This is a genomic window from Polaribacter uvawellassae, assembly GCF_039748955.1.
In the GTDB taxonomy this organism is placed as follows: Bacteria; Bacteroidota; Bacteroidia; order Flavobacteriales; family Flavobacteriaceae; genus Polaribacter; species Polaribacter uvawellassae.
The window spans coordinates 347654-372920 of sequence record NZ_JBDIZN010000001.1 but is presented as its reverse complement, the minus strand read 5'-3'; the positions used below and the strand labels follow the sequence as shown (position 1 = coordinate 372920).

Genomic DNA, 25267 nt, shown 5'->3' with positions numbered 1-25267 from the left:
TATTTTTGATTTAAAATTTATTCTATGAAAAAAATATTTATTTTTCTTTCTATTCTTTTTATTTCTTTTCTATCATTTGGTCAAAATCCTTTTACTTTAACTAAAAGTGTTTCTTTTGGGTTAAACCATCACACAAATAGAGATTATCCTAATTTTTCTTTTATAGACAAAGAAAAAAATTCAATTCTTATTGGAACAACAGAAAGAGACTCTACATTTAATGATGTCTTAGTTACAAAATTAGATGAAAACTATAATTTGGTTTGGCAAAAAACAAGTTCTTTTTCTACAAGTTTATCTTATGAATTACCATTAAAAGCTTTTGTTAATTCAAATGATGATATTTATGTTTTGGGAGCAACTAAAACTAATTCCACAAAAATATATGGCATTCTTTTTTATATAAAATATGATAAAGATGGTAATGAGCTTTTTAAAAAAACTATTGGAAATATAGACGGCTCAGATTATCATGATTTTGGTTATTTTGATGTTGAACTAAATAGCGATGACACCTTAAATTTAGTTTACTCACCGCACAAATACAGTGGTTATGGATCTAATATATTTCATTTTTTAGAAATAGATACTAATGGAAATGCTACAGAATTATTTACTAGAGAAATTAAAAACCAAGGCGTAAGTGGTAAAATAGAAAACGATACTTTTTATTTTCTTTCAAGAAATTATAAAAACCTAGAAAATACTAATGAAGGATATTCTTATACTTTTTTAAAGATAGATAAGGGTGGAAACGAAAATTTATTATCTATTGAAAATACAGATTTTCATAATTATTATTTAAATAACAATTATGAAAATTTTCACATAAATGTTGATAATAATAAGAACTTATATATAACAACATTAAACCAATCGGATAATGATACAAAAGGAAAAATTAATATTTCATTAATTGATAAAGACAATCTACTAAAATTTGTTTTAACTACAGGTAGTAATAAGAAATACTACTTAATTGATGCTTTTATTAATTCATCAAACAAACTTGTTGTCGTAGCAAATGACTTAGATAATGACAAGTTGGTCTTCTTGTCTGTAGATGATACAAATCAAATAATTACTTTAAAAGAAATTGATTCATATTTAGGAACGGGATTTAAATTGAATATAGATGGTACATTTTTTATAACAACAAGTAACTCTAATATAAGATTGTTTTCTAACGATTTAAAAGAGTTCAACTCATTTAATACTTCTGACTCATATAATCTTGTAGATTTTTCTAAAATAGATGACAACACTATTACTTCTTTAGGGGTTGAGGTAAATAAAATGTTTCCAGAATCTGATGTAGATTCTGAATTAAATATTATTTCAGAGAAAATTAATTCTACCGATATTCTTAATAAATACTCTTTTTCTGGAGAAGGTACTTCCGCTAATTTTCAACAAATTATTAGTGTTGATAATAATAATGATTATATAGTATTATCTGCAGAATGGCTTGGCCCTAAATGTTTATTTATAGGTTGTGCACAACCTCCTTTAAGTGGAAAAATAATTAAATATAACTCTGAGTTAAAAGTTTTATGGGAGTTAGATTTAACAGGTCAAGTAAATAATATAACCTCAAATTATTATGGCGATAATATAAAAATAGACGTAAACAATAATATTTATTTAAACCTTGAAAACAAAGAAAGAGATAATAGTTATTTATATAAAATATCTGCAGATGGTAAACTTATTTATAAAAAGGAAAGTATTAAATCTAAAGAAATAATTATTAATGAAACTAACAATAAAGTTTATATTATAAGTAATAATATAAGCTTTACAGATCAAACAACTTGGAAAACTTCTATTTGGTCAGAATTAAAAAAATTTAATTTAACTAATGGTGATTTAATTAATAGTTTTAAATATGATCACAAACAGTATTTCAACCATTTTATAAAAAACGAAGATTTATATATTTATTTTCAAAATATTAGTACTGCAGATTATTACTCTAAAGACCGCCTTATTTCTCTCTATAAAGAAGGAGAATTAATTTTTGAAAAGAAAATAGGGTTAAAAGATGATTTAAATATTAATCCTCACAAACCAATAATAAAAAATAATGGTACAATAATATTTAGTAGCGATGCATCAAATAATATTTATCAAAGAAAACTTCATAAAATCACAATTAATAATGAATATAGTAATTCTATTATTCAAGAGGAGTTATGGAAACTAGTATCTTTTAAAAATAAAATTTTTGCTACTGATAAAAATCAATATTTAAATGTTTATGATGAAAATTTTAATTTAATTAAAAAAAGTAATAAAAGTTTTAACAACTGTTGTAGTGGTTTTAATTATTCTATAGTTAATAATGAAATTTTTATTCAATGGTCTAATGATGATGGAAATAATTCAGCTTTTTTAAACGAAAATTTAGAAATTATAAATGAATTTAATTTTACTAATTTATTTGAGAAAAATTTTACGTTTGATAAAGAAAAAAATTTAATAACAACAAACACTTATGGTAATGGTATTTATTTAAAACCGTGGGTTTCATGGACACGAGGATTATTATCAAAATACTCTTTCAATCCAACCTTATCAATTGATGATATTAGTATAAATAACAACAACACTGTAATTAAAGTTTATCCAAACCCTACAAATAATATTTTTACAATTGACCTAATTAATAATTCTATTAAGAAAATTGAATTATACTCTATTAATGGTCAACTTTTAAATACTTATTTTAAAAATAAAATTAATTTAGAAAACTTTATTTCTGGATTATATTTACTCAAAGTATTTACAGAAAAAGGAACTATAATAAACTCTAAAATTCTTAAACAATAACTTTTGAAAACTCACCAACATTTTATACTTCACAAACCTTATGGATATTTGTCTCAGTTTATCAATAATCAGACAAAAAGAAAGAAAAAAATGTTGGGTGAATTGTATGATTTTCCTGAAGGAACTATGGCAATTGGAAGATTGGATGTAAACTCTGAAGGGTTATTATTACTAACAACAGACGGAAAAGTAAGCGAACATATTAGAAGTGAAAAAATAGAAAAAGAATATTATGTTCAGGTTGATGGAAGCATCACTCAAAAAGAAATAGAAATCTTAAAAAAAGGTGTAGAAATTAGTATTGAAGGTAAAAAATACATCACTAAACCTTGTGAAGCTTCTTTGATTTCTCCACCAAATTTTCCGAATAGAACTCAAAAAATCCGTGATGAACGTCACGGACCAACAAGTTGGATTTCTATTACAATTAACGAAGGAAAATTTAGACAAGTGAGAAAAATGACAGCAGCAGTTGGTTTTCCAACTTTACGATTAATAAGAATAAGAATTGGAACTATTTTTCTAAACGATTTAAAACTTGGTGATGTAAAAGAAGTTTATGAGTTAATGTAACATTTATCACAAAAAAATAAAAATTATCTTCTCAATTTTACGGTATGAATAACTCTAACACCACTTTATATATTGTAGCTGCTGTAATTATTTTCCATTTTTTAGTAGGTTTTGGGTATTTAATATACAAAATGACAAAAAAGGAAGATAAAAAGTAGTTTTAATATCTTACTTTTATAAAAATTAAACGTTATAAAAAATCTTACTTCTTTACTATTTATTATTTTAATAATAAGCTCTTGTTCTTCTGTACCAAAAACTTCTAATAATACTGTTAAATCTAATCAAATTACTTTAAGTAATGGTGTAATTATTAAAGGTGGTGATGGTTCTAGTTATGAAAAAGCTAAAATAATTATTGCTAAAAATTCTATAAATGGAATTAGAAGTGAATATGAATATTTAGAAAAAACATATGGAAAAAGAGGTGTTGATTGGATTTTTATTCAACAATCTTTAAATTATAAGAATAACAAACCTTATGATGTTTTAAAATTTAAAATTGTAAAAACTAATATAGAAAAAGAAGTATATTTTGAGATTAGTTCTTTTTTTGGTAAGTTTTAATTTCTAAGCATTTCAATATGCGGAATTCCATCTTCTAAATATTTATCTCCAACTTTTTTAAATCCGTGAGTTTCGTAGAATTTTCTAAGATATACTTGCGCGGAAATTGTAATTTCAGTAACTCTATAAAAATAATCAATTGCATTAATAGAAGCTTTCATTAAATCATGTCCGTAACCAAATTTTCTTTCTGATTTCTTTACAACAACTCTACCAATACTTGCTTCTTTAAAATAATTTCCTGGTCCAAAAATACGTGTATAAGCAATTATTTTATCATTTTTAAGACCAATTACATGTAATGCTTTTTGATCTTTAAAATCTAAATCTTGATACACACAATTTTGTTCTACAACAAAAATTTCTGATCGTAACTGAAGAATTTGATATAATTCTGATGTATTTAATTCTGAAAATTTTTTTACTAAAAAATCCATTTTAAGAACAAGAAATTTTATCTACTCTAGTTGTGTGACGACCACCTTCAAACTCTGTATTTAAAAAAATATCTACAAAACCCAATGCTTGTTGTAAAGAAACAAAACGAGCAGGAATGGTTAAAATATTTGCATTGTTATGTTGACGAGTTAAAGCAACTAATTCGTTATTCCAACAAAGTGCTGCTCTAATTCCCTGGTGTTTATTTGCGGTCATTTGAGCACCGTTTCCAGATCCACAAAGAATAATTCCAAATGTAGCTTTACCTGTTTCAACTGCTTCTGCAGTAGGATGAATTGCATCAGGATAATCCATAGAATCATTTGTATCAGTTCCAAAATTTAAAACTGTATAACCAGCAGCTTCTAATTTTTTTATAATTTCGAATTTGTATTCTGTTCCTGCATGATCGTTACCAATTGCAATTGTCATAATATGTTGTTTTTAATAGGATTAAGTACACAAAAATAAGTATAAAGATGGTTATCAACAGGTATAAATAATTAAATTTTTACAAATCTTAATAACCTTTTAAAAATAAGAGTTTTATCTAATTTATATGAATGTTAAGAAGTATTCTTATTTTTTTAAAACTTTTTTTGATGGTTTCAATAATTATTACAATACAAGAATGTAAATGAAATTACCAACTTTTTTTTTGATTTTCTAATAGCATTTTATTAACATAAAATAACACCTTTCTTTACATTTAATTTTTACTAAACAATGAAGAAAATCTATTTATAACTGTTTATAAAAATTGTTAATAAACTAAAAAAAGAATTGATTTATAAGCTTTTAAAAAATAGATACATTGTTCATTAAATTTAATAAGTGATATAAAAAAATAATTAAGAAAATACTTATTGTATCTGTTAACACTATATCATTAACATCATCTTTTTTTAAATTTAATTAAAGAATATCATTATAATTATATAAAGTGTTGATAACTCAAAAAAAGGAAAAAAGAAATTAAATAGTTTTAGTATTTAATTGTTTAAAATGGATTGAGTCTTTTTTAATTTTTACTGATTCTGGAGAAGTATTTAAATTTAAAGGAGCATTTATCTTTACAACGGTAATAAAAATACCTGCTATAAATATAAAGATAAATAATGCTATTATTTTTAGAAATTGTTTCATTTTTATAAACTTCTTACACTATAAAGACGTGTATTTTTAAAAAGTGTTACAAAAATTTTAAGATTTCTTTAACTTTTTTATACTAAACTCGTTTTAGTATCTAGTTAAGGAATAATAAATTGAATAGCTTTTTCTATAATTGATATAGAAATAGATCCGGTTCCAATTAATTCTCCATCAGCTTGAATAAAAGGTTTTTCTTTTTTAGAAATTGGCGTAATTTTTAATGAAGTAGTTTTATAAGTTGCCACTTTTTTATGATGTACAATTTTACCATTGTATATTTTTGGTAAATTAAAAATCATATCAAATAAAGTTAATTTTTTAGCAATTGTAACATCTAATAATCCATCCGAAGTATTAACATCTTTAGTAAATTGCATTCCGCCGCCAGAAAATTTACAGATTCCAAAAACAACCATTAAACATTTTTCTTTGATTATTTTATTATTTATTTCAATAGTAAAGATTGATTTTTTATAAAATAACAAACCATATAATCCACTTAATAAATATGCAATTCCGCCAAAACGTTTTAAGTTTTTAAGTTTATTTACAACATAACCGTCATAACCGATTCCTGCTACATTATTAAAGTAGTTTATAGTGTTGTTTTCTGTTTCTAATTTACCAATATCTTGCAGTATTGTTTTTTCTTTACTGATTATTGCAATAGAATTCTCTATCTTTGCAGGAATATTATAAGTTTTTACCCAATCATTTCCAGTACCAATTGGTATTACAGCAAGTTGTATAGTGTTAGTTTCTACTAATTTTTGCTTCATTATTCCGTTAACAACATGATGTAAAGTTCCATCTCCACCAACAGAAATTATTTTAGTAAAACCATTTTTAATAGCAGTTTCTACTAATTCTTCTTCGTGTTTAGAATAATCAGTAAAAGCAAACGAAAACGAAATGTTTTGTTTTTTTAATTCATCTGAAATTTCTTTCCAAATTTTTTTAGATTTTCCGTTTCCAGAAGTTGGATTCATAATTAAAAACCAATCCGTTTTCATATAAATAATAAATTAATAAAAGAGCAAAATACAAAAATTGAATTCATAACAATAAATTAATAAAGAATACAATTTAAATACTGTAATTTGCATCAATAAAAACAATAAAAGACACATGTCTAAAAAGAAGAAATTTTATAAAAAAAAAGGAAGAATCATTAAAGATTTAACCAAAAATATATTTAGAATATTAAACGAAGATGCTACATCATCTTATAATTATAAACAAATTGCATCTAAAATTGGTATTTCTGATACCGACGGAAAAACGCAAGTTTTAAAAAAATTAGCTGAACTTACAGCTACTAAAAAAATTAAAGAAATCGATAGAGGAAAATTTTCTATAAATCAGGATAGAAAATACAACGTAGGAACTTTAGATGTTACATCTAACGGAAATGCGTACTTTATTTCTGATGATTTTGAAGAAGATATTTTTATTCCGTCAATCAATTTAAACAAAGGTTTACATAAAGATACCGTTAAAGTTTACACGTATAATAAACGTGGAAGTAATAAACTAGAAGCTGATGTTGTTGAAGTGTTAGAAAGAGCAAAAACCGAATTTGTTGGTGTGTTACAACTCAATAAAAACTTCGGATTTGTAATTCCGGATGACAATAAAATGTATGCTGATATTTTTATATCTCAAAATAAAATTAATGGTGCAGAAGACGGAGATAAAGTGGTTGCAACTCTAACAGATTGGCCATCAAATTCTAAAAATCCGTTTGGAAAAATTACTACAGTTTTAGGAAAACCAGGAGATCATAATACAGAAATGCATTCTATTTTAGTAGAATATGGTTTACCATACGAGTTTCCGAAAGAAGTAGAAGATGAAGCTAAAAAACTTCCAATAGAAATTACAAAAAAAGAAATTGCAAAACGTAGAGATATGCGAAGCGATTTAACATTTACTATTGACCCAAAAGATGCAAAAGATTTTGATGATGCGTTGTCGTTTACAAAATTAGAAAACGGAAATTATGAAATCGGAATTCATATTGCAGATGTTTCGCATTATTTACAAGAAAAAACAATCTTAGATGATGAAGCTTATGAAAGAGCAACATCAGTTTATTTAGTTGATAGAGTTGTACCAATGTTACCAGAAATGTTATCAAACGGAGTTTGTTCTTTACGACCAAATGAAGAAAAATTAACTTTTTCTGCTGTTTTTGAAATCAATGAAAAAGCACAAGTTGTACATAAATGGTTTGGAAGAACAGTTACCTATTCAGATCAACGTTTTGCATACGAAGAAGCTCAAGCTGTAATAGAAAATTGTAATTTATTAGCAATTAAAGAATATACAATGCCGGCAGATATTTCTATTTTAGATAAAGAATATACGGTAACTAAAGAAATTGTAGAAGCAACTTTAAAATTAGACGAATTGGCTAAAAAAATGCGTAAAAAACGTATGAAAGCTGGTGCAATTTCATTTGATAGAGTAGAAGTAAAGTTTAATTTAGATGAAGAGGCAAATCCAACAGGAGTTTTCTTTAAAGAATCTAAAGATGCTAATAAATTAATTGAAGAATTTATGTTATTAGCAAACCGAAAAGTAGCAGAATTTATTGGTCAAGAAAAAGGAAGACCAAGTAAAAAAACTTTTATTTATCGTGTACACGACGAACCAAATATTGATAAACTAAACGCCTTACAAGGTATTGTAAGTAAGTTTGGCTATTCTTTACAAACAGATTCTAAAGAAGTTATTTCTCAATCGTTGAATAAATTACTTTCTGATGTTCATGGTAAAGCAGAATCGAATATGGTAGAAACCTTGGCGATTAGAACGATGAGTAAGGCAGAATATACAACTCAGAATATTGGTCACTACGGATTAGCATTTAATTACTACAGTCATTTTACATCACCAATTAGACGTTATCCTGATGTAATGACACATCGATTACTACAACATTATTTAGATGGCGGAAATTCACCTACAGCTGCTATTTATGAAGAAAAATGTAAATATTCTTCTGAAATGGAATATTTAGCTTCAAGAGCAGAACGAGATTCTATAAAATATATGCAAGTTAAATACATGCAAGATCATAAAGATCAAGAATTTGAGGGCGTTATTTCTGGAGTTACAGAATGGGGAATTTATGTAGAAATTAAAGAAAATAAATGTGAAGGAATGGTTAGAATTAGAGATATAAAAAGTGATTATTATATTTTTGATGAAAAACAATATGCTATTGTTGGTCAATCAACCAAACAACTTTATCAATTAGGAGATAATGTAGTTGTAAAGGTTAAAAAGACCGATTTAGAACGCAAACATTTAGATTTTTCTTTAATAGAAGAATAAAAGCTAAAAACCTTAAAAACAATAAAATACGTCATCTGACGTATTTTTTTTGCTATAAAACTAACAGATATTTGTAGAAAACATAAATATTATGAAAACAAAACTACTTTTAGTATTCTTTTTAATTCCTTTTTTTAGTTTTTCACAAACACAATTAGGTAATCAATTTAACAACCCAGATGAAAATTCTATAAAACCAAGTAGGTTTGGTAATGCTGTTGCAATTTCTGATGATGGAACTATAGTTGCAATTGGTGCACCAGGACACAATGAAAATAGTTTTGTAAGAATTTTTAAATATGAAAATGCAACTTGGAATCAATTAGGAACAGATATTGTAAATGAAGCTATTTTAGAAAAAATAGGAACAAGTGTTTCATTATCTTCAGATGGAAAAACTGTAGCAATTGGTGCTGTCGCTGGAGGAAATTTAGATGAAGGGAGTGTTCGTTTTTATGAATTTAAAAATGATTCTTGGCAAAAATTAGGAAATGAAATTATTGGAGCAGGAATACAACACAGTATTGGTTATAAAGTTGTGATGACACCAGACACAAAATTTGTTGCTGTAAGTACAATTGATAATAAAGCTGACAAAGGTTATGTAAAAGTTTATGAAAATATTTCTGGTAGTTGGACTCAAAAAGGTACAATTTTAGAAGGAGAATTTACTTCAGATCATTTTGGAATTACTATTGATTTATCTGATGATGGAAATACTTTAGCTATTGGAAATAGAGGAAGAAGAAAAGCAATGGTATACGAATTTAAAAATAATGATTGGAGCCAAATAGGAAATGAGTTTACAGATTTGGTTTCAGATAATCGTGCAAATATTAGTGTTTCTTTATCTGCAGATGGAAAAAAAGTTGCTATTGGAGCAAAATCTGGAGTTTCAATTTATGAAAACACAGCGGGAACATGGAATCTTTTAGGAAGTTTAATTAATTTTGGGAGTTCATCTTCTTTATCATCAGATGGTACAAAAATAGCAATTGCATCACCATATGATTATACCGTTAGAAATTATATTTTCGAAAATAATATTTGGACTCAAAGAGGAGTTGATGTAAAAACTTGGAGAAGTAGTAATTTTGGTGAAGCTATTGCTTTATCTGCAGACGGAGAAACTTTTATTGCTGGAAGTGAAAATGCATTCCCAAGAGTGTATTCTTTTAAAAGTACATTAAATATTAAAAAGTATAAACTAAATGAGTTTACAAACATTTACCCAAATCCGGTTAAAGATAATTTTACTATTTCGTTTAGTAATGAAAACAGTTTAAAAAAAGCTGTAATTTATAATCAACAAGGAAAAAAAATATTGGAATCAAAAAACAAAGAAATAAATATTTCTACATTTTCTACAGGAATTTATTTTTTAGAATTAGAAACAGAAAAAGGAAAAATTACTAAAAAATTAATTAAAAAATAATTTTTTTAAGAGGAACCTTAGAAGTAAACAATTAATTAAAAGCTTTTTGTATCTTTGTTTTAAAATTTAAAATAAATGATTTCACAAAATATATTTTTATTCGCAGGACCATGGCAAATAGCTATCGTAGTTGTATTAGTGGTATTACTTTTTGGAGGTAAAAAAATTCCTGAATTAATGAAAGGTTTAGGTGGCGGAATTAAAGAATTTAAAAAAGCATCCAAAGAAGAAGATGAAGAGAATGATAAAATAGAAGATAAAAAATAAATTTTTACCTTAATAAAAATAAAAAAAGCTCAACTGTAAAGTTGAGCTTTTTGTTTTGATCAAATTAAAAATATCCCCCAATGCTTTTAATTCTTGAATTATGATTACAAATATATATTTGTAATAAATATAATTCCTCACATTTTTAAATTTTGTTATAAAAAGGAATAAAATTTTTGTTTTTGGGATAAAAAGGAAAGTAATTAACTTAATAAACTCTTTAAAGATTGTTTACTAAAACTCCTAGAAACAGGGATATCAAAAGGAATAATATCAGATTTTAATAAATATCCTCTTGCGTTACCATTAATATCTGTAATAAAGTTAACATTTATAATATATGACTTATGGCAACGTATAATTTTGCTATAATCTTGTAATTCTTCGTCTATTTTAGTTAAAGTAACTCTTAATATCTTTTCTTTTAAATCTGTATTCTTCCTGATAAAAAAACTAGCATAATTACCTTGAGATGATATATACACTAAATCATCAACTTTAAAAACAATTTTTTCTTTTTGATTATCAGAACAAATAGTTACTTCTTTTTTAAGTACTTTTTCTACTAATTTTTCTTTTTTAAGTTCGTTAATTTCATTCGCTTTTTTCTCTCTTCTTTCTCTTGAACCTTTTTCATTTATAAAAACAAAAAATAACAAAGGAATTGTACCAACTAAAAAAGTATATGTTAAAAAAGTAATATAATTTAAACCTTTAATTCCAAATGTGCTTTTATATAAATTACCTAAATACCACATAAAAGATCCAATAATAATTAAACCAATTAGTATTACAAAAAGATTTCTTCCTACAGTCCATTTATCTTCATCAAAATAATTTTTAAAGAGTAATGGCGGAACAATTAACATAAAAAATACACCAGAAGTTGTAATAATCCCTAAAAGGATTGTGTATTCTAAAACGAAATCTACTATAGAATATAAGTTAAAAGGTTTAAAAATATATAAAAATATAAACACAAAAAAACCAAAAGAAAAACTTACTTTTAACTTAAATAATATTGAAGGATTGAAATAATATGGAGCTGAAAGCCAAGAAAATATGGTTTTCATAAATACAATTTTTTTAGATTTTTACTGCAGTACCAGAAGCTGTAACCATTAACATTCCGCCAGAACCACCAACAGTTTCATAATCTAAATCAACACCAATTACGGCATCAGCACCTAAACGCATTGCTTCGTCTTGCATTTCTTTTAATGCAATATCTTTAGCTTCTCGTAATACTTTTTCATAAGAACCAGATCTACCCCCAACAATATCTCTTATTCCTGCAAAAAAATCTTTAAAAAGGTTTGCTCCAATAATGGTTTCACCAGTTACAATACCTAAATATTGTTTTATTTTATGTGTTTCTAGTGTATTTGTTGTTGATACAATCATTTTATTATAATTTTTTTGAATTAGAAGAACTCTCGTTTATTTTATTAGCAGCAACCAAACTTGTTACCATATCATTTAACATATTACTCGCTGCTGTTGGGTTGTTGGGTAATAGAATTAAATTACTATTAGTATCTGCTCCAATAGATTGTAGCGTATCATAATGTTGTGTAATTACAATTAATGCAGATGCTTCTTGTGAGTTAATTCCTGCTTTATTTAAAACATCTACAGATTCTTCTAAACCGCGTGCAATTTCTCTTCGTTGATCTGCAATACCTTTTCCTTGTAAACGTTTACTTTCTGCTTCTGCTTTTGCACGTTCTACAATTAATATACGTTGTGCATCTCCTTCATATTGCGCGGCAGTTTTTTCTCTATCTGCAGCATTAATTCTGTTCATTGCAGCTTTTACTTGCGCATCTGGATCAATATCTGTAACTAGAGTTTTTATAATATCATATCCGTAATTTAACATCGCATCGTTTAATTCTGTTTTTACTGCAATTGCAATATCATCTTTCTTTACAAAAACATCATCTAGTTTCATTTTTGGAACTTCTGCTCTTACAACATCAAATACATAAGAAGTTATTTGATCGTGTGGATAATCTAACTTATAAAAAGCGTCATATACTTTATCTTTTATCACCATAAATTGAACAGAAACTTTCAATTTTACAAAAACATCATCTAAGGTTTTGGTTTCTATAATTACATCTAATTGTTGAATTTTTAAACTTATTCTTCCTGCAATTCTATCAACAATAGGAATTTTTAATTGCAAACCAGATTGACGAATACTTTGAAATCTTCCAAATCGCTCAATTACTGCGGATGTTTGCTGTTTCACGGTAAAAAATGAAGCAAATAAAAATAAAATGGTTAAAACTAAAATTATTATAAGAGTTGGATCCATGGTTTTTTGTTTTATAATTAGAAATTTTTCTTAAAGATACAAAATAATACCTCTCATTTACGAGACGCAATTTTTAAGAATTGTTACAACAAAGTGTGCTTTTTCTTTTAGTTAAAAGCTAAAAGTAATTCCGTTTTCTAATTTGTATTGTTCTTTAGGAATTCCAATTACAGGAAAAGTATCAAACTGATAAGAAAAAGTTGTTGTTAAATCTAAATTCTTAAAAAGCGATATTATTAATGAAGTTTCACTAGAAATTCTATAATCGCTAAATGCATCTAATTTTGGCTGATAATAAGTTGTACTAGTTATTGAAAGCACTTTTTTTGGACGTAAAATAAATGAAAAATAAATATCACCTCGCATATTTTTTTCAATAACATCAGCATTTATACCAACAGAATTTTCATGTTCATACATTATTAATGTACCTAAAAAAAATGTATTTTTTTTAGATTGATATATTTTATTGCGCGTTCCTAAACCAATTAACGTTCTATAATTGATAAACGAAACTTGGTCTTTTTGAAATTGCACAAAACTTTCTAATGCAATTTTTTTATGAAAGCGATAATTATACCTTAAATGTTGTACACTTTTATTGGTAAAATTTTTACCATTAGCTTCTTTAAATTCGAGTTTATTAAGAAAAAGAAAAGTGTTTTTTTTAAAAGAATACTGAAGCGTTAAATCGCTACTTAAATTAAACTCTTTGTTTACATTTTTTGTAAGCTCAAGATCTAAACTTGCTTTACCAATAAAACGTGCAGAATCAGCTGAATTTCTAACACCCTCAACATTAATTACTTGTGCATTAAGTAAAAAATTGCATCCTAAAAATCCTAAAAAAAGCACTTTTTTAAACACGATTTCACCAATTATAATTTTTGAATAGCGTTTTCAATTCTTTTTACTGTTTCTTCTTTGCCAATCATTTCTATAATATCAAACAAATGTGGACCTTTTAAAGCGCCAACCAAACTTAAGCGTAACGGTTGCATCACTTTACCAAAACCAATTTCTTTAGCAGTAATCCATTCTTTAATTACAGTTTCTGTGTTTGCTGATGAAAAATCTTGAATATCTGAAATCATAGAAATTAATTCTTGCATTAATTCTGGTGTTCCTTCTTTCCAGTTCTTTTTTGATGCTTTTGCATCATATTCTGTTGGAGATTGAAAAAAGAAATCAGATAAATTCCAGAAATCTGTGACAAAAACAGCACGTTCTTTAATTAATGAAACTACTTTTTGAACGTAAGAATTCTCGTCATTAGAAACAGATTGCTTCGTTTCACTCGCAATGACAATTCCTTTTTCTGATAGAATTGGTAAAAATAATTCTGTTAACTCTGCATCAGATTTTGTTTGCATGTATTGCTGATTAAACCAGTTTGTTTTTTCTGGGCTAAATTTTGCTCCAGATTTACTAACTCTTTGTAAATCAAACGCTTTAACCAATTCTTCTAACGAAAAAATTTCTTGTTCAGTTCCTGGATTCCAACCTAATAACGCCAACATATTTATAAATGCGTCAGCAAAATACCCATCTTCTTTATATCCACGAGAAACTTCGCCAGTTTGTTCGTTTGTATATGCTAACGGAAAAACAGGAAATCCTAATTTATCGCCATCACGTTTGCTTAATTTTCCTTTTCCGACTGGTTTTAAAATCAGCGGTAAATGCGCAAATTTTGGAGATTCCCAACCAAAAGCTTTGTATAATAAAATGTGTAACGGCATTGAAGGCAACCATTCTTCACCACGAATTACGTGTGTAATTTCCATCAAATGATCATCTACAATATTTGCTAAATGATACGTTGGCATTCCGTCTGATTTAAACAATACTTTATCATCTAATGTATTCGTGTCAATTTTTATTGTTCCACGAATTTCATCATTCATGATTAATGTTTCGTCTTGTGGTGTTTTAAAACGAATTACATATTTATCGCCAGCATTTAATTTTGCATGAATTTCTTCTTTTGATAAACTTAACGAATTGTTTAGTTTTAATCTGTTGTGCCAATTGTAGATAAAAGTTTTCCCTTTTTCTTCGTGATCTTTTCTATGAAAATCTAATTGTTCTGCAGCATCAAAAGCATAATATGCCCAACCATTTTCTATTAATATATCTGCATATTGTTTGTACAATTCTTTACGTTCTGATTGTCTGTAAGGACCAAACTTTTCGTTTTTTCCAGGACCTTCATCAAAAGGAATGTTACACCAATTTAGTGCATCAATAATGTACTGTTCTGCGTTTTTAACATAACGAGTTTGATCGGTATCTTCGATGCGCAACACAAAAGTTCCGCCATGTTTTTTAGCAAATAAATAATTAAATAAAGCGGTTCTTACACCACCAATATGTAAAGGTCCGGTTGGACTTGGCGCAAAACGAACGCGAACTGTAGATTCCATTTTTTCTTTTTTTGATGCCGCAAAGATACTTTTTATTAGATGAGAAGAGAAAAAGATAAAAGAAAAAAGATAGGTTTTTAGTAAGGTTTAACACTTTCTTTCTAGCAAAATCTTTTAAAATGACTATTTTTATTGGTTAGATTATGGATTCATATAAAAACATAGAAGAAAAACTACATCAGTTTGTGCGAAAATTTTACACAAACGAACTCATAAAAGGGACTATTTTGTTTCTTTCGTTAGGTTTTTTGTACTTTTTTTTCACACTTTTTATCGAATATTTTTTATGGTTGAAGCCAACAGCTAGAACGATTCTTTTTGTATTTTTTATCCTGGTTGAATCGTATTTGGTATTTCGATTTATTTTAACACCAATTTTTAAATTGATTGGTTTAAAAAAAGGAATTTCATTTACAGAATCTTCAAAAATTATTGGAAATCACTTTCCGAATGTTGCAGATAAATTAATTAATGTTTTACAACTTAAAGAAGCAACGAATCAATCGGATTTATTAATTGCAAGTATTGAGCAAAAATCCAAGGAATTACAACCAATTCCGTTTACAAAAGCAGTTAATTACAAACAAAATAGTAAGTATTTAAAATATGCAGCAATTCCTGTTTTTATTTGGTTAATTATTACAATTACGGGTAATTTTAACATGTTTGATACTTCTTTTAAAAGAGTTGTGAATTACAGAACGGCTTTTGCGCCACCAGCTCCTTTTTCTTTTCATTTGATTAACCAAAATCTAAAAGTAATTCAAGGAAAACCGTTTACGCTAGAGGTCGAAACAAAAGGAAAAGTAACACCAACAGATGTTACGATTTTTTACAACAATCAAAGCTATTTTTTACAAAACCAAAACGGAATTTTTTCGTACACGTTTACAGATACTAGAAATAATATTAATTTTTATGTAGAAGCAAACGGAATTACTTCAGAAAATTACGAATTAAATGTGATCAAAACACCAACAATTCAGCATATTTCTATTGATTTAAACTATCCAAAATATATTGGTAAAAAGAACGAAACTATTAATAATACCGGAACAATTTTAATTCCAGAAGGCACAAAAACCACGTGGAACGTTGCAACAAATCAAACTGATTCAGTTGCTTTTATTTCTGTAAAAAATAAAGTGTTTTTTAATGAGTCTAAAAACAATGTATTCACTTTTTCTAAACGGATTTTAAAACCGCTGACGTATCAAATTGCAACATCAAATTCTGAATTAAAAGAGTTTGAAAAACTCTATTTTACAATTGATGTTGTAAAAGATGAGTTTCCAGAAATAGAAGTGTTGTCTGATATTGATAGTTTAAATAATACAGCGCAATTTGCTGGAAAATTTTCTGATGATTATGGAATTAAAAAACTAGAAATTGTTTTTTATGATGAGGAAAATCCGACAGAAAAAAGGACTCAAAAAATAGCCTTTGATAAAGAACAAAATCAAACGTTTTATTATAATTTCCCGGGAGATTTAAAAATCAATAAAGGGATTAATTACGAAGTTTATTTTCAGGTTTTTGATAATGATGCTGTAAATGGAAGTAAAAAAAGTGAAAGCAAAAAGTTTAGTTTTAGAAAAAAAACGGATAACGAAATTGAAGAAGAATCTGTTTTACAACAACGTAAACAAATTAAATCGATAGAAAATACGCTTCAAAAAAAGAAAGATCAAAAGAAGGAATTAGAAGAAATAAAGCAAAATTTACAGAATAATAAAAATGTTAACTGGAACGATAAAAAGAAGATAGACAATTATATAAAACGTCAAGAACAATACAAACAAATGATGCAGCGTCAAACAGACAAACTGCAAGAAAACATTAAAGATTTACCAAAAGATTCTGAAACAATTAAGGAAAAGAAAGAGCAACTTAAAAAAAGAATAGAAGAGCTTAAAAAATTAGAAAAAGAACAAAAATTGTTAGAAGAATTAAAAAAATTAGCAGAAAAATTAAATAAAAATGAATTGCTTAAAAAAGTAAAGCAATTAACAGAGCAAAACAAACAACAAGAACGAAGTTTAGAAAGAATATTAGAACTTACAAAACGATTTTATGTTGAGCAAAAAACCATGCAAATTGCGAATAAATTAGAAGAACTTTCAAAGAAACAAGATAGTGTTGCTACATCGCCAAAATTTGATTTAAACCAACAAAAAGAGATAAAGAAAGAATTTAAAGAAATTGAAAAAGAACTTAAAAATTTAGAAAAAGACAATAAAGCGCTAAAAGAACCAATGCAAATTCCTGATACAAAAGCAGCACAAAAAGAAGTTAACAATCAATTAAATAAAGCAGAAGATAATAATTCGTCAGATAAAAACCAACAGCAAAAAAGTCAGAAAAAAGCTTCTCAAAAAATGCAAGAAATGAGTCAGAAAATGCAACAAGCAATGTCTGATATGGAAGGAGAAATGAAAGAAGCGAATGAGAAATCGTTACGAATTATTTTAGAAAACCTTTTAAATTTTTCTTTTAAGCAAGAAAACCTGATGAATACGTTTTCAAAACTAAGTGTTCAACATCCAGATTTTGGTAAAGAATTAAAAAGCCAGAACACCTTAAAAACCTATTTTGAACATATTGATGATAGTTTATATGTCTTGTCTATGCGTTTGCCAGAAATATCGCCAATTGTGCAAAAAGATCTAACAAGTGCGCATTATAATTTAGATCAAACTTTAGATAATTTTGCAGAAAATAGGTTTAATAATGCACTGTCAAACCAACAATACGTTATGACTTCTGTAAATAATTTAGCAGATTTTTTAAGTGATATTTTAGATAATATGCAACAGCCTAAAAACTCTAAACCTGGAAAAGGAAAAAAAGGAGGAAAGTCATTTAGCTTGCCAGATATTATTCAAAAGCAAGAAGACATTGTTAAAAAAATGCAGCAAGGAAAGAAAAAAGGTGAACAACAAAACGGACAAAAGAAAGGCGATCAAAAAGGAGAAAGTAAAGGAAATAGAACTAATGAATTAGATGGTGATTTGTATAAAACCTATCAACAGCAATCTCAATTAAGACAAGAGTTGCAAGATGCACTCCAAAAAAAAGGTTTAGGAAATAATCCAGCAGCTAAAAAAGTGCTAAAATCAATGGAAGAATTGGAAAACGAAATTCTAGAAAAAGGTTTTAATAATTCTACACTTCAAAAAATGCAGCTACTTAAATACAATCTTTTAAAATTAGAGAAAGCAGCTTTTGAACAAGATAAAGACACCAAAAGAAAATCAAATTCTAATCAGCAACAATACAACTCAAATAACGCTAAACTGTTGATAAAAAAACTGTTTTACAATCAAACAGAAATATTAAACAGACAATCATTACCTTTGCAAAAAAATTACAAAAAGAAAGTACAAGAGTATTTTAGTAATTCGAAAAGCAAAAAGAAAAGTGATTGAGTTTAATTACGAAACAGATTTTAAATTATCTAATGAAATACAACTTACAAATTGGATTGTAAACTGTATTGAAGGTGAAGAATTTAAAGTTGGAGAAATTAATTATATTTTCTCTGATGATGCTTATTTGCACAAATTAAATATTGAATTTTTACAACACGATACATACACAGATATTATCAGTTTTGATAATACGCTTGGTAAAATTATAAGTGGAGATATTTTTATTTCTGTTGAAAGAGTAGCGGAAAATGCCTCAACTTATAAAACTTCTTTTGATACAGAATTACATCGTGTTATGATTCATGGAATTTTGCATTACATGGGTTATAAAGATAAAACAACAGATGAAAAATTAATAATGCGAGATAAAGAAAATCAATGTTTAAGTACATTAAATAATTGATAATCAAATAAATAAAACAAAGTTTCACGTGAAACATGTAAAATGAGTCTTTTTTCAACAACATATGATGTAATTGTAGTTGGCGGTGGTCACGCAGGAAGTGAAGCAGCGGCAGCAAGCGCAAATATGGGCGCACACACTTTGCTAATAACAATGAGTTTGCAAACGATTGCGCAAATGAGTTGCAATCCTGCAATGGGAGGAATTGCAAAAGGACAAATTGTTCGAGAAATTGATGCACTTGGTGGATTTAGCGGAATTGTTACAGATAAAACAGCAATTCAGTTTAAAATGCTCAACAAATCAAAAGGCCCAGCAATGTGGAGTCCGAGAGCTCAATCTGATAGAATGCGTTTTTCTGAAGAATGGAGAAAAGTTTTAGAGCAAACAGATAATTTAGATTTTTATCAAGATTCTGTAAACGGATTATTGTTTGATGGCGATAAAATTGTTGGTGTAAAAACGGTTTTAGGTTTAGAAATAAAATCAAAAACGGTAATTATTACCGCAGGAACTTTTTTAAATGGACTAATTCATATTGGAGACAAAACGTTTGGAGGAGGAAGAGCTGGTGAAGGAGCTTCAACAGGAATTACAGAAGATTTAGTGAAAAAAGGGTTTGAATCTGGAAGAATGAAAACAGGAACGCCACCAAGAGTTGATGCTCGTTCTTTAGATTTTTCTAAAATGATAGAACAACCTGGTGATGAAAATCCTGAAAAATTTTCATTTTTACCATCAACAAAATCGTTGACAAAACAACGATCTTGTTATTTGACTTATACAAATCCAAAAGTTCATGAATTATTAAAAGAAGGTTTTGATAGGTCTCCAATGTTTAATGGTCGAATTCAATCTACAGGTCCAAGATATTGTCCATCTGTTGAAGATAAAGTAGATCGTTTTGCTTCAAAAGAAAGACATCAAATGTTTATTGAACCTGAAGGTTGGGATACGGTTGAAATCTATGTAAACGGATTTTCAACTTCTTTACCAGAAGACATTCAAGACAAAGCAATTCGAGCGGTTGAAGGATTTGAAAATGTAAAGTTTTTACGTTACGGTTATGCAATAGAATATGACTATTTTCCGCCAACACAATTAACACATTCTTTAGAAACAAAGTTAGTAGAAAATTTATTTTTTGCAGGTCAGATTAACGGAACAACAGGTTATGAAGAAGCTGCTTCTCAAGGATTAATGGCGGGAATAAATGCAGTATTAAAAATCAATAATAAAGAGCCGTTTATATTAAAAAGAAACGAGGCTTATATTGGAGTTTTAATTGATGATTTAATTACAAAAGGAACAGAAGAGCCTTATAGGATGTTTACTTCTAGAGCTGAATATAGAACTTTATTAAGACAAGATAATGCAGATTTAAGATTAACCCCAAGGTCTTATGAGTTAGGTTTGGCTTCTGAAGAACGTATGAAGCGCGTGATAGAAAAGCGAGAAAAAACAGCTTTATTAATTGATTTTTTAACCAACTTAAGTGTTAAAAAAGAAGCTTTAAATAGCATCTTAGAGAAGAAAAATTTAGCTTTAGTTTCTCAATCAATGAAACTTTTTAAAGTTGCTGCCAGACCACAATTATCGTTTTCAGATTTTATACATCTTGATAAATTAAGTAACTTTATTTCTGAAAATAATATCGATGCAGAAGTAATAGAACAAGTGGAAATATATTTAAAATATTCTGGTTATATAGAAAAAGAAAAGAATAATGCAGACAAGTTAAATAGACTTGAAGACGTTACAATCCCACAAACTTTTGATTATACAAAAGTAAAATCTCTTTCCTTTGAAGCTAGAGAAAAACTAAATAAAATTAAACCAACTTCTATTTCGCAAGCAAGTAGAATTAGTGGAGTATCGCCAAGTGACGTATCTGTTTTATTGGTGTATATGGGAAGATAAAAACGTAAGTTCCATGTGGAACATTATAAATATTGCTTAAAATGAAAAAAGAAAAAGAACTATATAAAGGATTAAAATCTTTTATGAGTTGTGTAGATCATACCGTTTCTAAAGAGTCATATGAGCTTTTGTTAAATGAAGATTTTGACATGATGGTTACTTCGCCTGTTCCATCAGATTTAGAAAATTATTACAAAAGTGAAGAGTATATTTCTCACACAAATGCTAGTAAAAGTCTTGTCGATAAAATATACCAAAAAGTAAGAAAGCGCACTTTACAAAATAAATTAAGAATTCTAAATTCATTTAATTTTATAGATAAAAAAGTTTTAGACGTTGGGTCCGGAACAGGAGATTTTTTAGCAACTTGTAAAAAAAATAATTGGAATGTTTTTGGAGTGGAACCAAACGAAAATGCTAGAACTATTTCTGACGATAATGGAATAAATTCCATCAGTGATATTTCAGAATTAAAAGAAACTAATTTTGATGTAATTACACTTTGGCATGTTTTAGAACATGTAGAAAATTTATTAGAATATATAGAAATTTTAAAATCTAAATTAAAACCAAATGGAATTTTACTAATTGCGGTTCCAAATTACAAAAGCTTTGATGCAAAATATTATAAAGAGTTTTGGGCAGCTTTTGATGTTCCAAGACATCTTTGGCATTTCTCTCAAACATCGATACAAAAATTATTTGCAAAGGTTTCTATGAAAGTAGAAAAAACAATTCCGATGAAATACGATTCGTATTATGTTTCTATGTTGAGTGAAAAATATAAATCTGGTAGCACTAATTTTATAAAAGCATTTTATATTGGATTTCTTTCAAACTTAAAAGCTAAATCAACATCTGAGTATTCATCGCTTATTTATGTGATTAAAAACACAGAAAACAGCATTTAAAACACCTTTTAGAAACAATCAGACACCTAAGAGTGTTATTTGTTGTGAAAATTAAAAAAACGCCTTAAAACATTGCTTTTAAGGCGTTTTTAAATAGATTGTATTTATTTTAGGTGTTAGCAACAATAAATATAATTGATATAGGTTATTTGCTTAATAAATAAACTCCAAAAATTGTTGTTGCAAAATAAACGGCTAATGTCATCGCGCCAGCATAATCTTTTGCTAACCTTTGTCCAATTAATAAAAAGATCAAAGTTAAGGCAGATAATTCTGCTCCTAAAAGTGCGTAGGTTTTAGTTCCGTTTGTTGCTAATTGATAAATTCCAATTATCATAAAAAAACTTGCAATAATTTCTACAATTAAAATTATAGCCAATAATAATGGAACCATATTTTTTAAAGGAGAATTAGAAAAATGACCTTTTATAAAAGATAAATTTCCATTCCAATCTAAAAGTTTATCAATTCCAGATTGTAAAAAAGTGACAATTAAAAAAAGGAGAATAAATATTTCTGTTGGGTAATTTTTTAATACTTCCATAAGTAGATTTGTTATTTAGCAAAACTACTAAAAAGAAAGATGCGAGCAATATATTTATTAACTCGCATCTTTTCTGACCACCAAACATATTTTTATGATTTACATTTATGTATTATTTACCACACAACGCATCTAATTCTTCTTGGCTATTTAGCATAATTGTAGATCCATCTTTAATTATTGATAGAGGAAACACATAAGTTGGTCTAACTCCTTTTGCTAAACTTTTGTGATATGCTTTTAGCTCATCTTTATTGGCAATTTCTTTTGTAGTATTATCATCTAATGTTACAGAAATAGGAAATACAAATTCTGGTCTTTTCCCTTTTTTTGGTTTTTTAACCAAAGCATCAAACTCTTCTTGAGTGTTTACAACAATGGTTTCTCCATTTTTTTCAACCGAGATTGGAAATACAAATACTGGTTTTACACCATCAGCTAATGTATCTAAATATGCTTTAAACTCTTCTTTATTAGCTATTTCTAAAGTGCTTGAGTCTTCTAAAACAACAGATAATGGAAATATTAAATGAGGTCTTCTTCCTTTTGCTGGTTTTCCCATCAACGCTATTAGTTCGTTTTCATCAGAAACTTCTACCGTTTGTCCTTTAATAGTTAATGATAAAGGAAATACAAATACTGGTTTTACACCTTCATCCAAAGCATCTAAATATGCTCTTAATGCTTCCTTATCTGCAATTTCTTGAGTGCTATTATCTTCCAATACCACAGAGATTGGAAAAACAAATTTAGGTTTTTTTCTTCCTCTGTTTTTTTTAATCAACAATTTTAATTGTCTCATATCATTTACTGTAATTACTTCATTATCAATAGTTATTTCAAACGGAAAAGTAATTTTTGGCCTATTTGTTTTAGCAGCATAATCTTCCATATCGTAATCACTATTAATTGTAGTAGTTGCTGCTGCATTAGTTATTGCAGTAACTGGATATGTAATAATCATGGTTTCTACCATGCTTAAAACCTCTTCTTTATTAAGTGATGTTTGTGCTTCAAAAATATCAGCATCTTCTATAGTTGAATCTTGACAAGCAACCATTGAACTAACTATTATTGTTAAAGCGATTAATTTTTTTACAAATACTTTCATGATTTTTATTTTTAATGTTCACTAATAAAACAGTTAAATAAAAGAATACCCTACCCAAAAATCAAAAAAAATAAAAAATTCTTCTATTTTTGAGAAATAATAAGGGTTTCATGTCAGAAAAAAAATCGGTTTGTGAGTCAAAAGTATTTGAAGAATTGTATTCTCAGCACTCAAAATCTGTATATAATTTTGCTTTTTATAAAACAGGAAACTCAGCAAAATCTGAAGATTTAGTTCAAGAAGCATTTATAAAAATGTGGAACAATTGTGCTAAAATTATTTTTGAAAAAGCAAAATCCTTCCTATTTACAGTCGTTAATAATTTATTTTTAAATCAAGTTGCGCATCAAAAAGTAGTATTAAACTACAATTTAAATGGAGGAAAAGAAGCAACAAACGAAAGCCCAGAATTTTTAATGGAAGAAAAAGAGTTTATGGATAAGCTTCAAAGTGCCATTTCAGATTTAAAAGAAGGACAAAGAGAAGTTTTTTTATTAAGTAGAATAGACAAAAAAACGTATAAAGAAATAGCCGAAATGCTTTCTATATCTGTAAAAGCTGTTGAAAAAAGAATGCATCTAGCATTAATACAATTAAGAGAAAAAGTTGGTAATATTTAATGATTAAAAATAAAAGTAGGGTATTTAACAATTAAACTGTTATACTTACAAAGGAACTAAAAATGAAAAACGAACAAACAGACGATACATTTTTATCACGTTGGTTACATAACGATTTAACGAATGATGAATTGGTTTCTTTTCAAAAAACAAAAGAGTTTAAAGAATATCAAAAAATTATTGATGCTACAGAAAATTTTTACGCGCCAAATTTTGATAAACAGAAAGTTTTCGAAATAATTACTCAAAAAATTACCAATAAAAAAGTAAGAAAGTTAATTCCGAATTGGATGTATGCAACAGCAGCTTCTGTTGTAATATTATTAAGTACTGTGTTTTATTTAACTGGATCTAATGAAACTTTTTCAACGTCTTTCGGAGAACAATTAGCGTTGGTTTTACCTGACGGATCTGAAGTTTTGTTAAACTCAAAATCTTCAATTTCCTATAAAAAAAGCAATTGGTTTGATGGAAAAAGAACGTTAGAACTACAAGGAGAAGGTTATTTTAAAGTCAAAAAAGGATCTACTTTTAGTGTAAATTCAATTAACGGGAAAGTAAGCGTTTTAGGAACACAATTTAATGTAAAAACAAATCCTTCTTATTTTGAAGTGTTGTGTTATGAAGGAAAAGTACAAGTTAAAAATAACTCAGAAACGGCTATTTTAACTCAAGGTTTGTCCTTTAGGAAAATAGAAAATAAAGCAACTGAAAAAGGAACTTTTTCAAACTCAAAACCAAATTGGATCGACGGAGAAAGTAGTTTTAACAACACACCTTTACAATTTGTTTTAAAAGAATTAGAAAAGCAATATCAAATAAAAATAACTTCTAAAAATATTGATGTAAATACGTTGTTTACAGGGACTTTTACAAATAAAAACCTAAATTTAGCCCTGCAAACAATCTGTGCTCCTTTAGCGATTCAGTTTACAATTAATGATGCGAGTGTGGTGCTTTCCAAAAAATAAG

The 25267-nt window shown here is 27.2% G+C and carries 22 protein-coding genes; 11 read left to right on the top strand and 11 right to left on the bottom strand.

Going from position 1 to position 25267, the window contains the following annotated elements; genetic code table 11:
- Nucleotides 1-24: 24 nt before the first annotated feature.
- Entirely contained in the window at nt 25-2832 is a 2808-nt protein-coding gene (locus ABDX67_RS01710; protein ID WP_347173083.1) for a T9SS type A sorting domain-containing protein, read from the top strand.
- A gap of 3 nt (nt 2833-2835) precedes the next feature.
- Complete coding sequence (locus tag ABDX67_RS01705) at nt 2836-3405, top strand: pseudouridine synthase (protein WP_347173081.1); 570 nt, start codon at nt 2836-2838, stop codon at nt 3403-3405.
- Nucleotides 3406-3968: 563 nt separating this feature from the next.
- On the opposite strand, the gene ABDX67_RS01700 is transcribed toward ABDX67_RS01705, so the two are convergent.
- The 4 genes from ABDX67_RS01700 to ABDX67_RS01685 all read right to left on the bottom strand — a co-directional run bounded on the left by ABDX67_RS01700 (nt 3969) and on the right by ABDX67_RS01685 (nt 6575).
- Nucleotides 3969-4409 (bottom strand): GNAT family N-acetyltransferase, encoded by a 441-nt coding sequence (locus tag ABDX67_RS01700; protein ID WP_347173079.1) that lies wholly within the window; start codon nt 4407-4409, stop codon nt 3969-3971.
- Nucleotide 4410: 1 nt separating this feature from the next.
- Nucleotides 4411-4842, bottom strand: coding sequence for a ribose 5-phosphate isomerase B (gene rpiB / locus ABDX67_RS01695; RefSeq protein WP_347173077.1), 432 nt, complete (start codon nt 4840-4842; stop codon nt 4411-4413).
- Nucleotides 4843-5385: 543 nt separating this feature from the next.
- A complete protein-coding gene (locus ABDX67_RS01690; RefSeq protein ID WP_347173075.1) occupies nt 5386-5556 on the bottom strand; it encodes a hypothetical protein in 171 nt (56 codons plus the stop codon).
- A gap of 104 nt (nt 5557-5660) precedes the next feature.
- Nucleotides 5661-6575: a diacylglycerol/lipid kinase family protein gene (locus ABDX67_RS01685; protein ID WP_347173073.1), complete on the bottom strand. Its 915-nt coding sequence runs from the start codon at nt 6573-6575 to the stop codon at nt 5661-5663.
- Between the two features lie 115 nt (nt 6576-6690).
- On the opposite strand from ABDX67_RS01685, the gene rnr reads away from it, so the two are divergent.
- The 3 genes from rnr (at nt 6691) to tatA (ending at nt 10606) form a co-directional block, all read left to right on the top strand.
- Complete coding sequence (gene rnr, locus ABDX67_RS01680; RefSeq protein ID WP_347173072.1) at nt 6691-8904, top strand: ribonuclease R; 2214 nt, start codon at nt 6691-6693, stop codon at nt 8902-8904.
- 91 nt (nt 8905-8995) lie between these two features.
- The gene (locus tag ABDX67_RS01675; protein ID WP_347173070.1) at nt 8996-10339 is read left to right on the top strand and encodes a T9SS type A sorting domain-containing protein; all 1344 of its coding nucleotides are present in this window, start codon (nt 8996-8998) and stop codon (nt 10337-10339) included.
- Nucleotides 10340-10414: 75 nt separating this feature from the next.
- Nucleotides 10415-10606, top strand: coding sequence for a twin-arginine translocase TatA/TatE family subunit (tatA, locus tag ABDX67_RS01670; RefSeq protein WP_347173068.1), 192 nt, complete (start codon nt 10415-10417; stop codon nt 10604-10606).
- Between the two features lie 203 nt (nt 10607-10809).
- Here tatA and ABDX67_RS01665 read toward each other — a convergent pair whose 3' ends face one another.
- The 5 genes from ABDX67_RS01665 to gltX all read right to left on the bottom strand — a co-directional run bounded on the left by ABDX67_RS01665 (nt 10810) and on the right by gltX (nt 15355).
- Nucleotides 10810-11679: a LytR/AlgR family response regulator transcription factor gene (locus tag ABDX67_RS01665; protein ID WP_347173066.1), complete on the bottom strand. Its 870-nt coding sequence runs from the start codon at nt 11677-11679 to the stop codon at nt 10810-10812.
- A gap of 13 nt (nt 11680-11692) precedes the next feature.
- Nucleotides 11693-12010, bottom strand: a complete 318-nt coding sequence (locus tag ABDX67_RS01660) for a heavy metal-binding domain-containing protein (protein ID WP_347173064.1) — start codon at nt 12008-12010, stop codon at nt 11693-11695.
- A 4-nt stretch (nt 12011-12014) separates the two neighbouring features.
- Nucleotides 12015-12929 (bottom strand): SPFH domain-containing protein, encoded by a 915-nt coding sequence (locus ABDX67_RS01655; protein WP_347173062.1) that lies wholly within the window; start codon nt 12927-12929, stop codon nt 12015-12017.
- Between the two features lie 111 nt (nt 12930-13040).
- Nucleotides 13041-13784, bottom strand: a complete 744-nt coding sequence (locus ABDX67_RS01650) for a DUF481 domain-containing protein (RefSeq protein ID WP_347173061.1) — start codon at nt 13782-13784, stop codon at nt 13041-13043.
- 23 nt (nt 13785-13807) lie between these two features.
- Nucleotides 13808-15355: a glutamate--tRNA ligase gene (gene gltX, locus ABDX67_RS01645; RefSeq protein ID WP_347173060.1), complete on the bottom strand. Its 1548-nt coding sequence runs from the start codon at nt 15353-15355 to the stop codon at nt 13808-13810.
- A 143-nt stretch (nt 15356-15498) separates the two neighbouring features.
- On the opposite strand from gltX, the gene ABDX67_RS01640 reads away from it, so the two are divergent.
- From ABDX67_RS01640 to ABDX67_RS01625, 4 genes are read left to right on the top strand one after another with little or no spacing between them, the layout of a single operon-like run.
- Nucleotides 15499-18783 carry a hypothetical protein gene (locus ABDX67_RS01640; protein ID WP_347173059.1) on the top strand — a complete coding sequence of 1095 codons (3285 nt, stop codon included), beginning with the start codon at nt 15499-15501 and terminating at the stop codon, nt 18781-18783.
- Nucleotides 18776-19189 (top strand): rRNA maturation RNase YbeY, encoded by a 414-nt coding sequence (gene ybeY, locus ABDX67_RS01635; protein ID WP_347173058.1) that lies wholly within the window; start codon nt 18776-18778, stop codon nt 19187-19189. The genes ABDX67_RS01640 and ybeY overlap by 8 nt, the downstream gene beginning before the upstream one ends.
- A 42-nt stretch (nt 19190-19231) precedes the next feature.
- On the top strand, nt 19232-21109 hold the full coding sequence (gene mnmG, locus ABDX67_RS01630) for a tRNA uridine-5-carboxymethylaminomethyl(34) synthesis enzyme MnmG (RefSeq protein WP_347173057.1): 1878 nt from the start codon (nt 19232-19234) through the stop codon (nt 21107-21109).
- A 41-nt stretch (nt 21110-21150) separates the two neighbouring features.
- Complete coding sequence (locus tag ABDX67_RS01625; protein WP_347173056.1) at nt 21151-22020, top strand: class I SAM-dependent methyltransferase; 870 nt, start codon at nt 21151-21153, stop codon at nt 22018-22020.
- A 145-nt stretch (nt 22021-22165) separates the two neighbouring features.
- Here the strand turns inward: ABDX67_RS01625 and ABDX67_RS01620 are convergent, their stop codons facing one another.
- Together ABDX67_RS01620 and ABDX67_RS01615 are read right to left on the bottom strand one after the other, a co-directional pair.
- Nucleotides 22166-22564 carry a DoxX family protein gene (locus tag ABDX67_RS01620; protein ID WP_347173055.1) on the bottom strand — a complete coding sequence of 133 codons (399 nt, stop codon included), beginning with the start codon at nt 22562-22564 and terminating at the stop codon, nt 22166-22168.
- A 112-nt stretch (nt 22565-22676) separates the two neighbouring features.
- A complete protein-coding gene (locus tag ABDX67_RS01615; RefSeq protein ID WP_347173054.1) occupies nt 22677-23675 on the bottom strand; it encodes a hypothetical protein in 999 nt (332 codons plus the stop codon).
- Nucleotides 23676-23785: 110 nt separating this feature from the next.
- Here ABDX67_RS01615 and ABDX67_RS01610 point away from each other — a divergent pair, with 110 nt between their 5' ends.
- Together ABDX67_RS01610 and ABDX67_RS01605 are read left to right on the top strand one after the other, a co-directional pair.
- Nucleotides 23786-24295: an RNA polymerase sigma factor gene (locus ABDX67_RS01610; protein WP_347173053.1), complete on the top strand. Its 510-nt coding sequence runs from the start codon at nt 23786-23788 to the stop codon at nt 24293-24295.
- Between the two features lie 62 nt (nt 24296-24357).
- Complete coding sequence (locus ABDX67_RS01605; protein WP_347173052.1) at nt 24358-25266, top strand: FecR family protein; 909 nt, start codon at nt 24358-24360, stop codon at nt 25264-25266.
- Nucleotide 25267 lies beyond the last annotated feature (1 nt).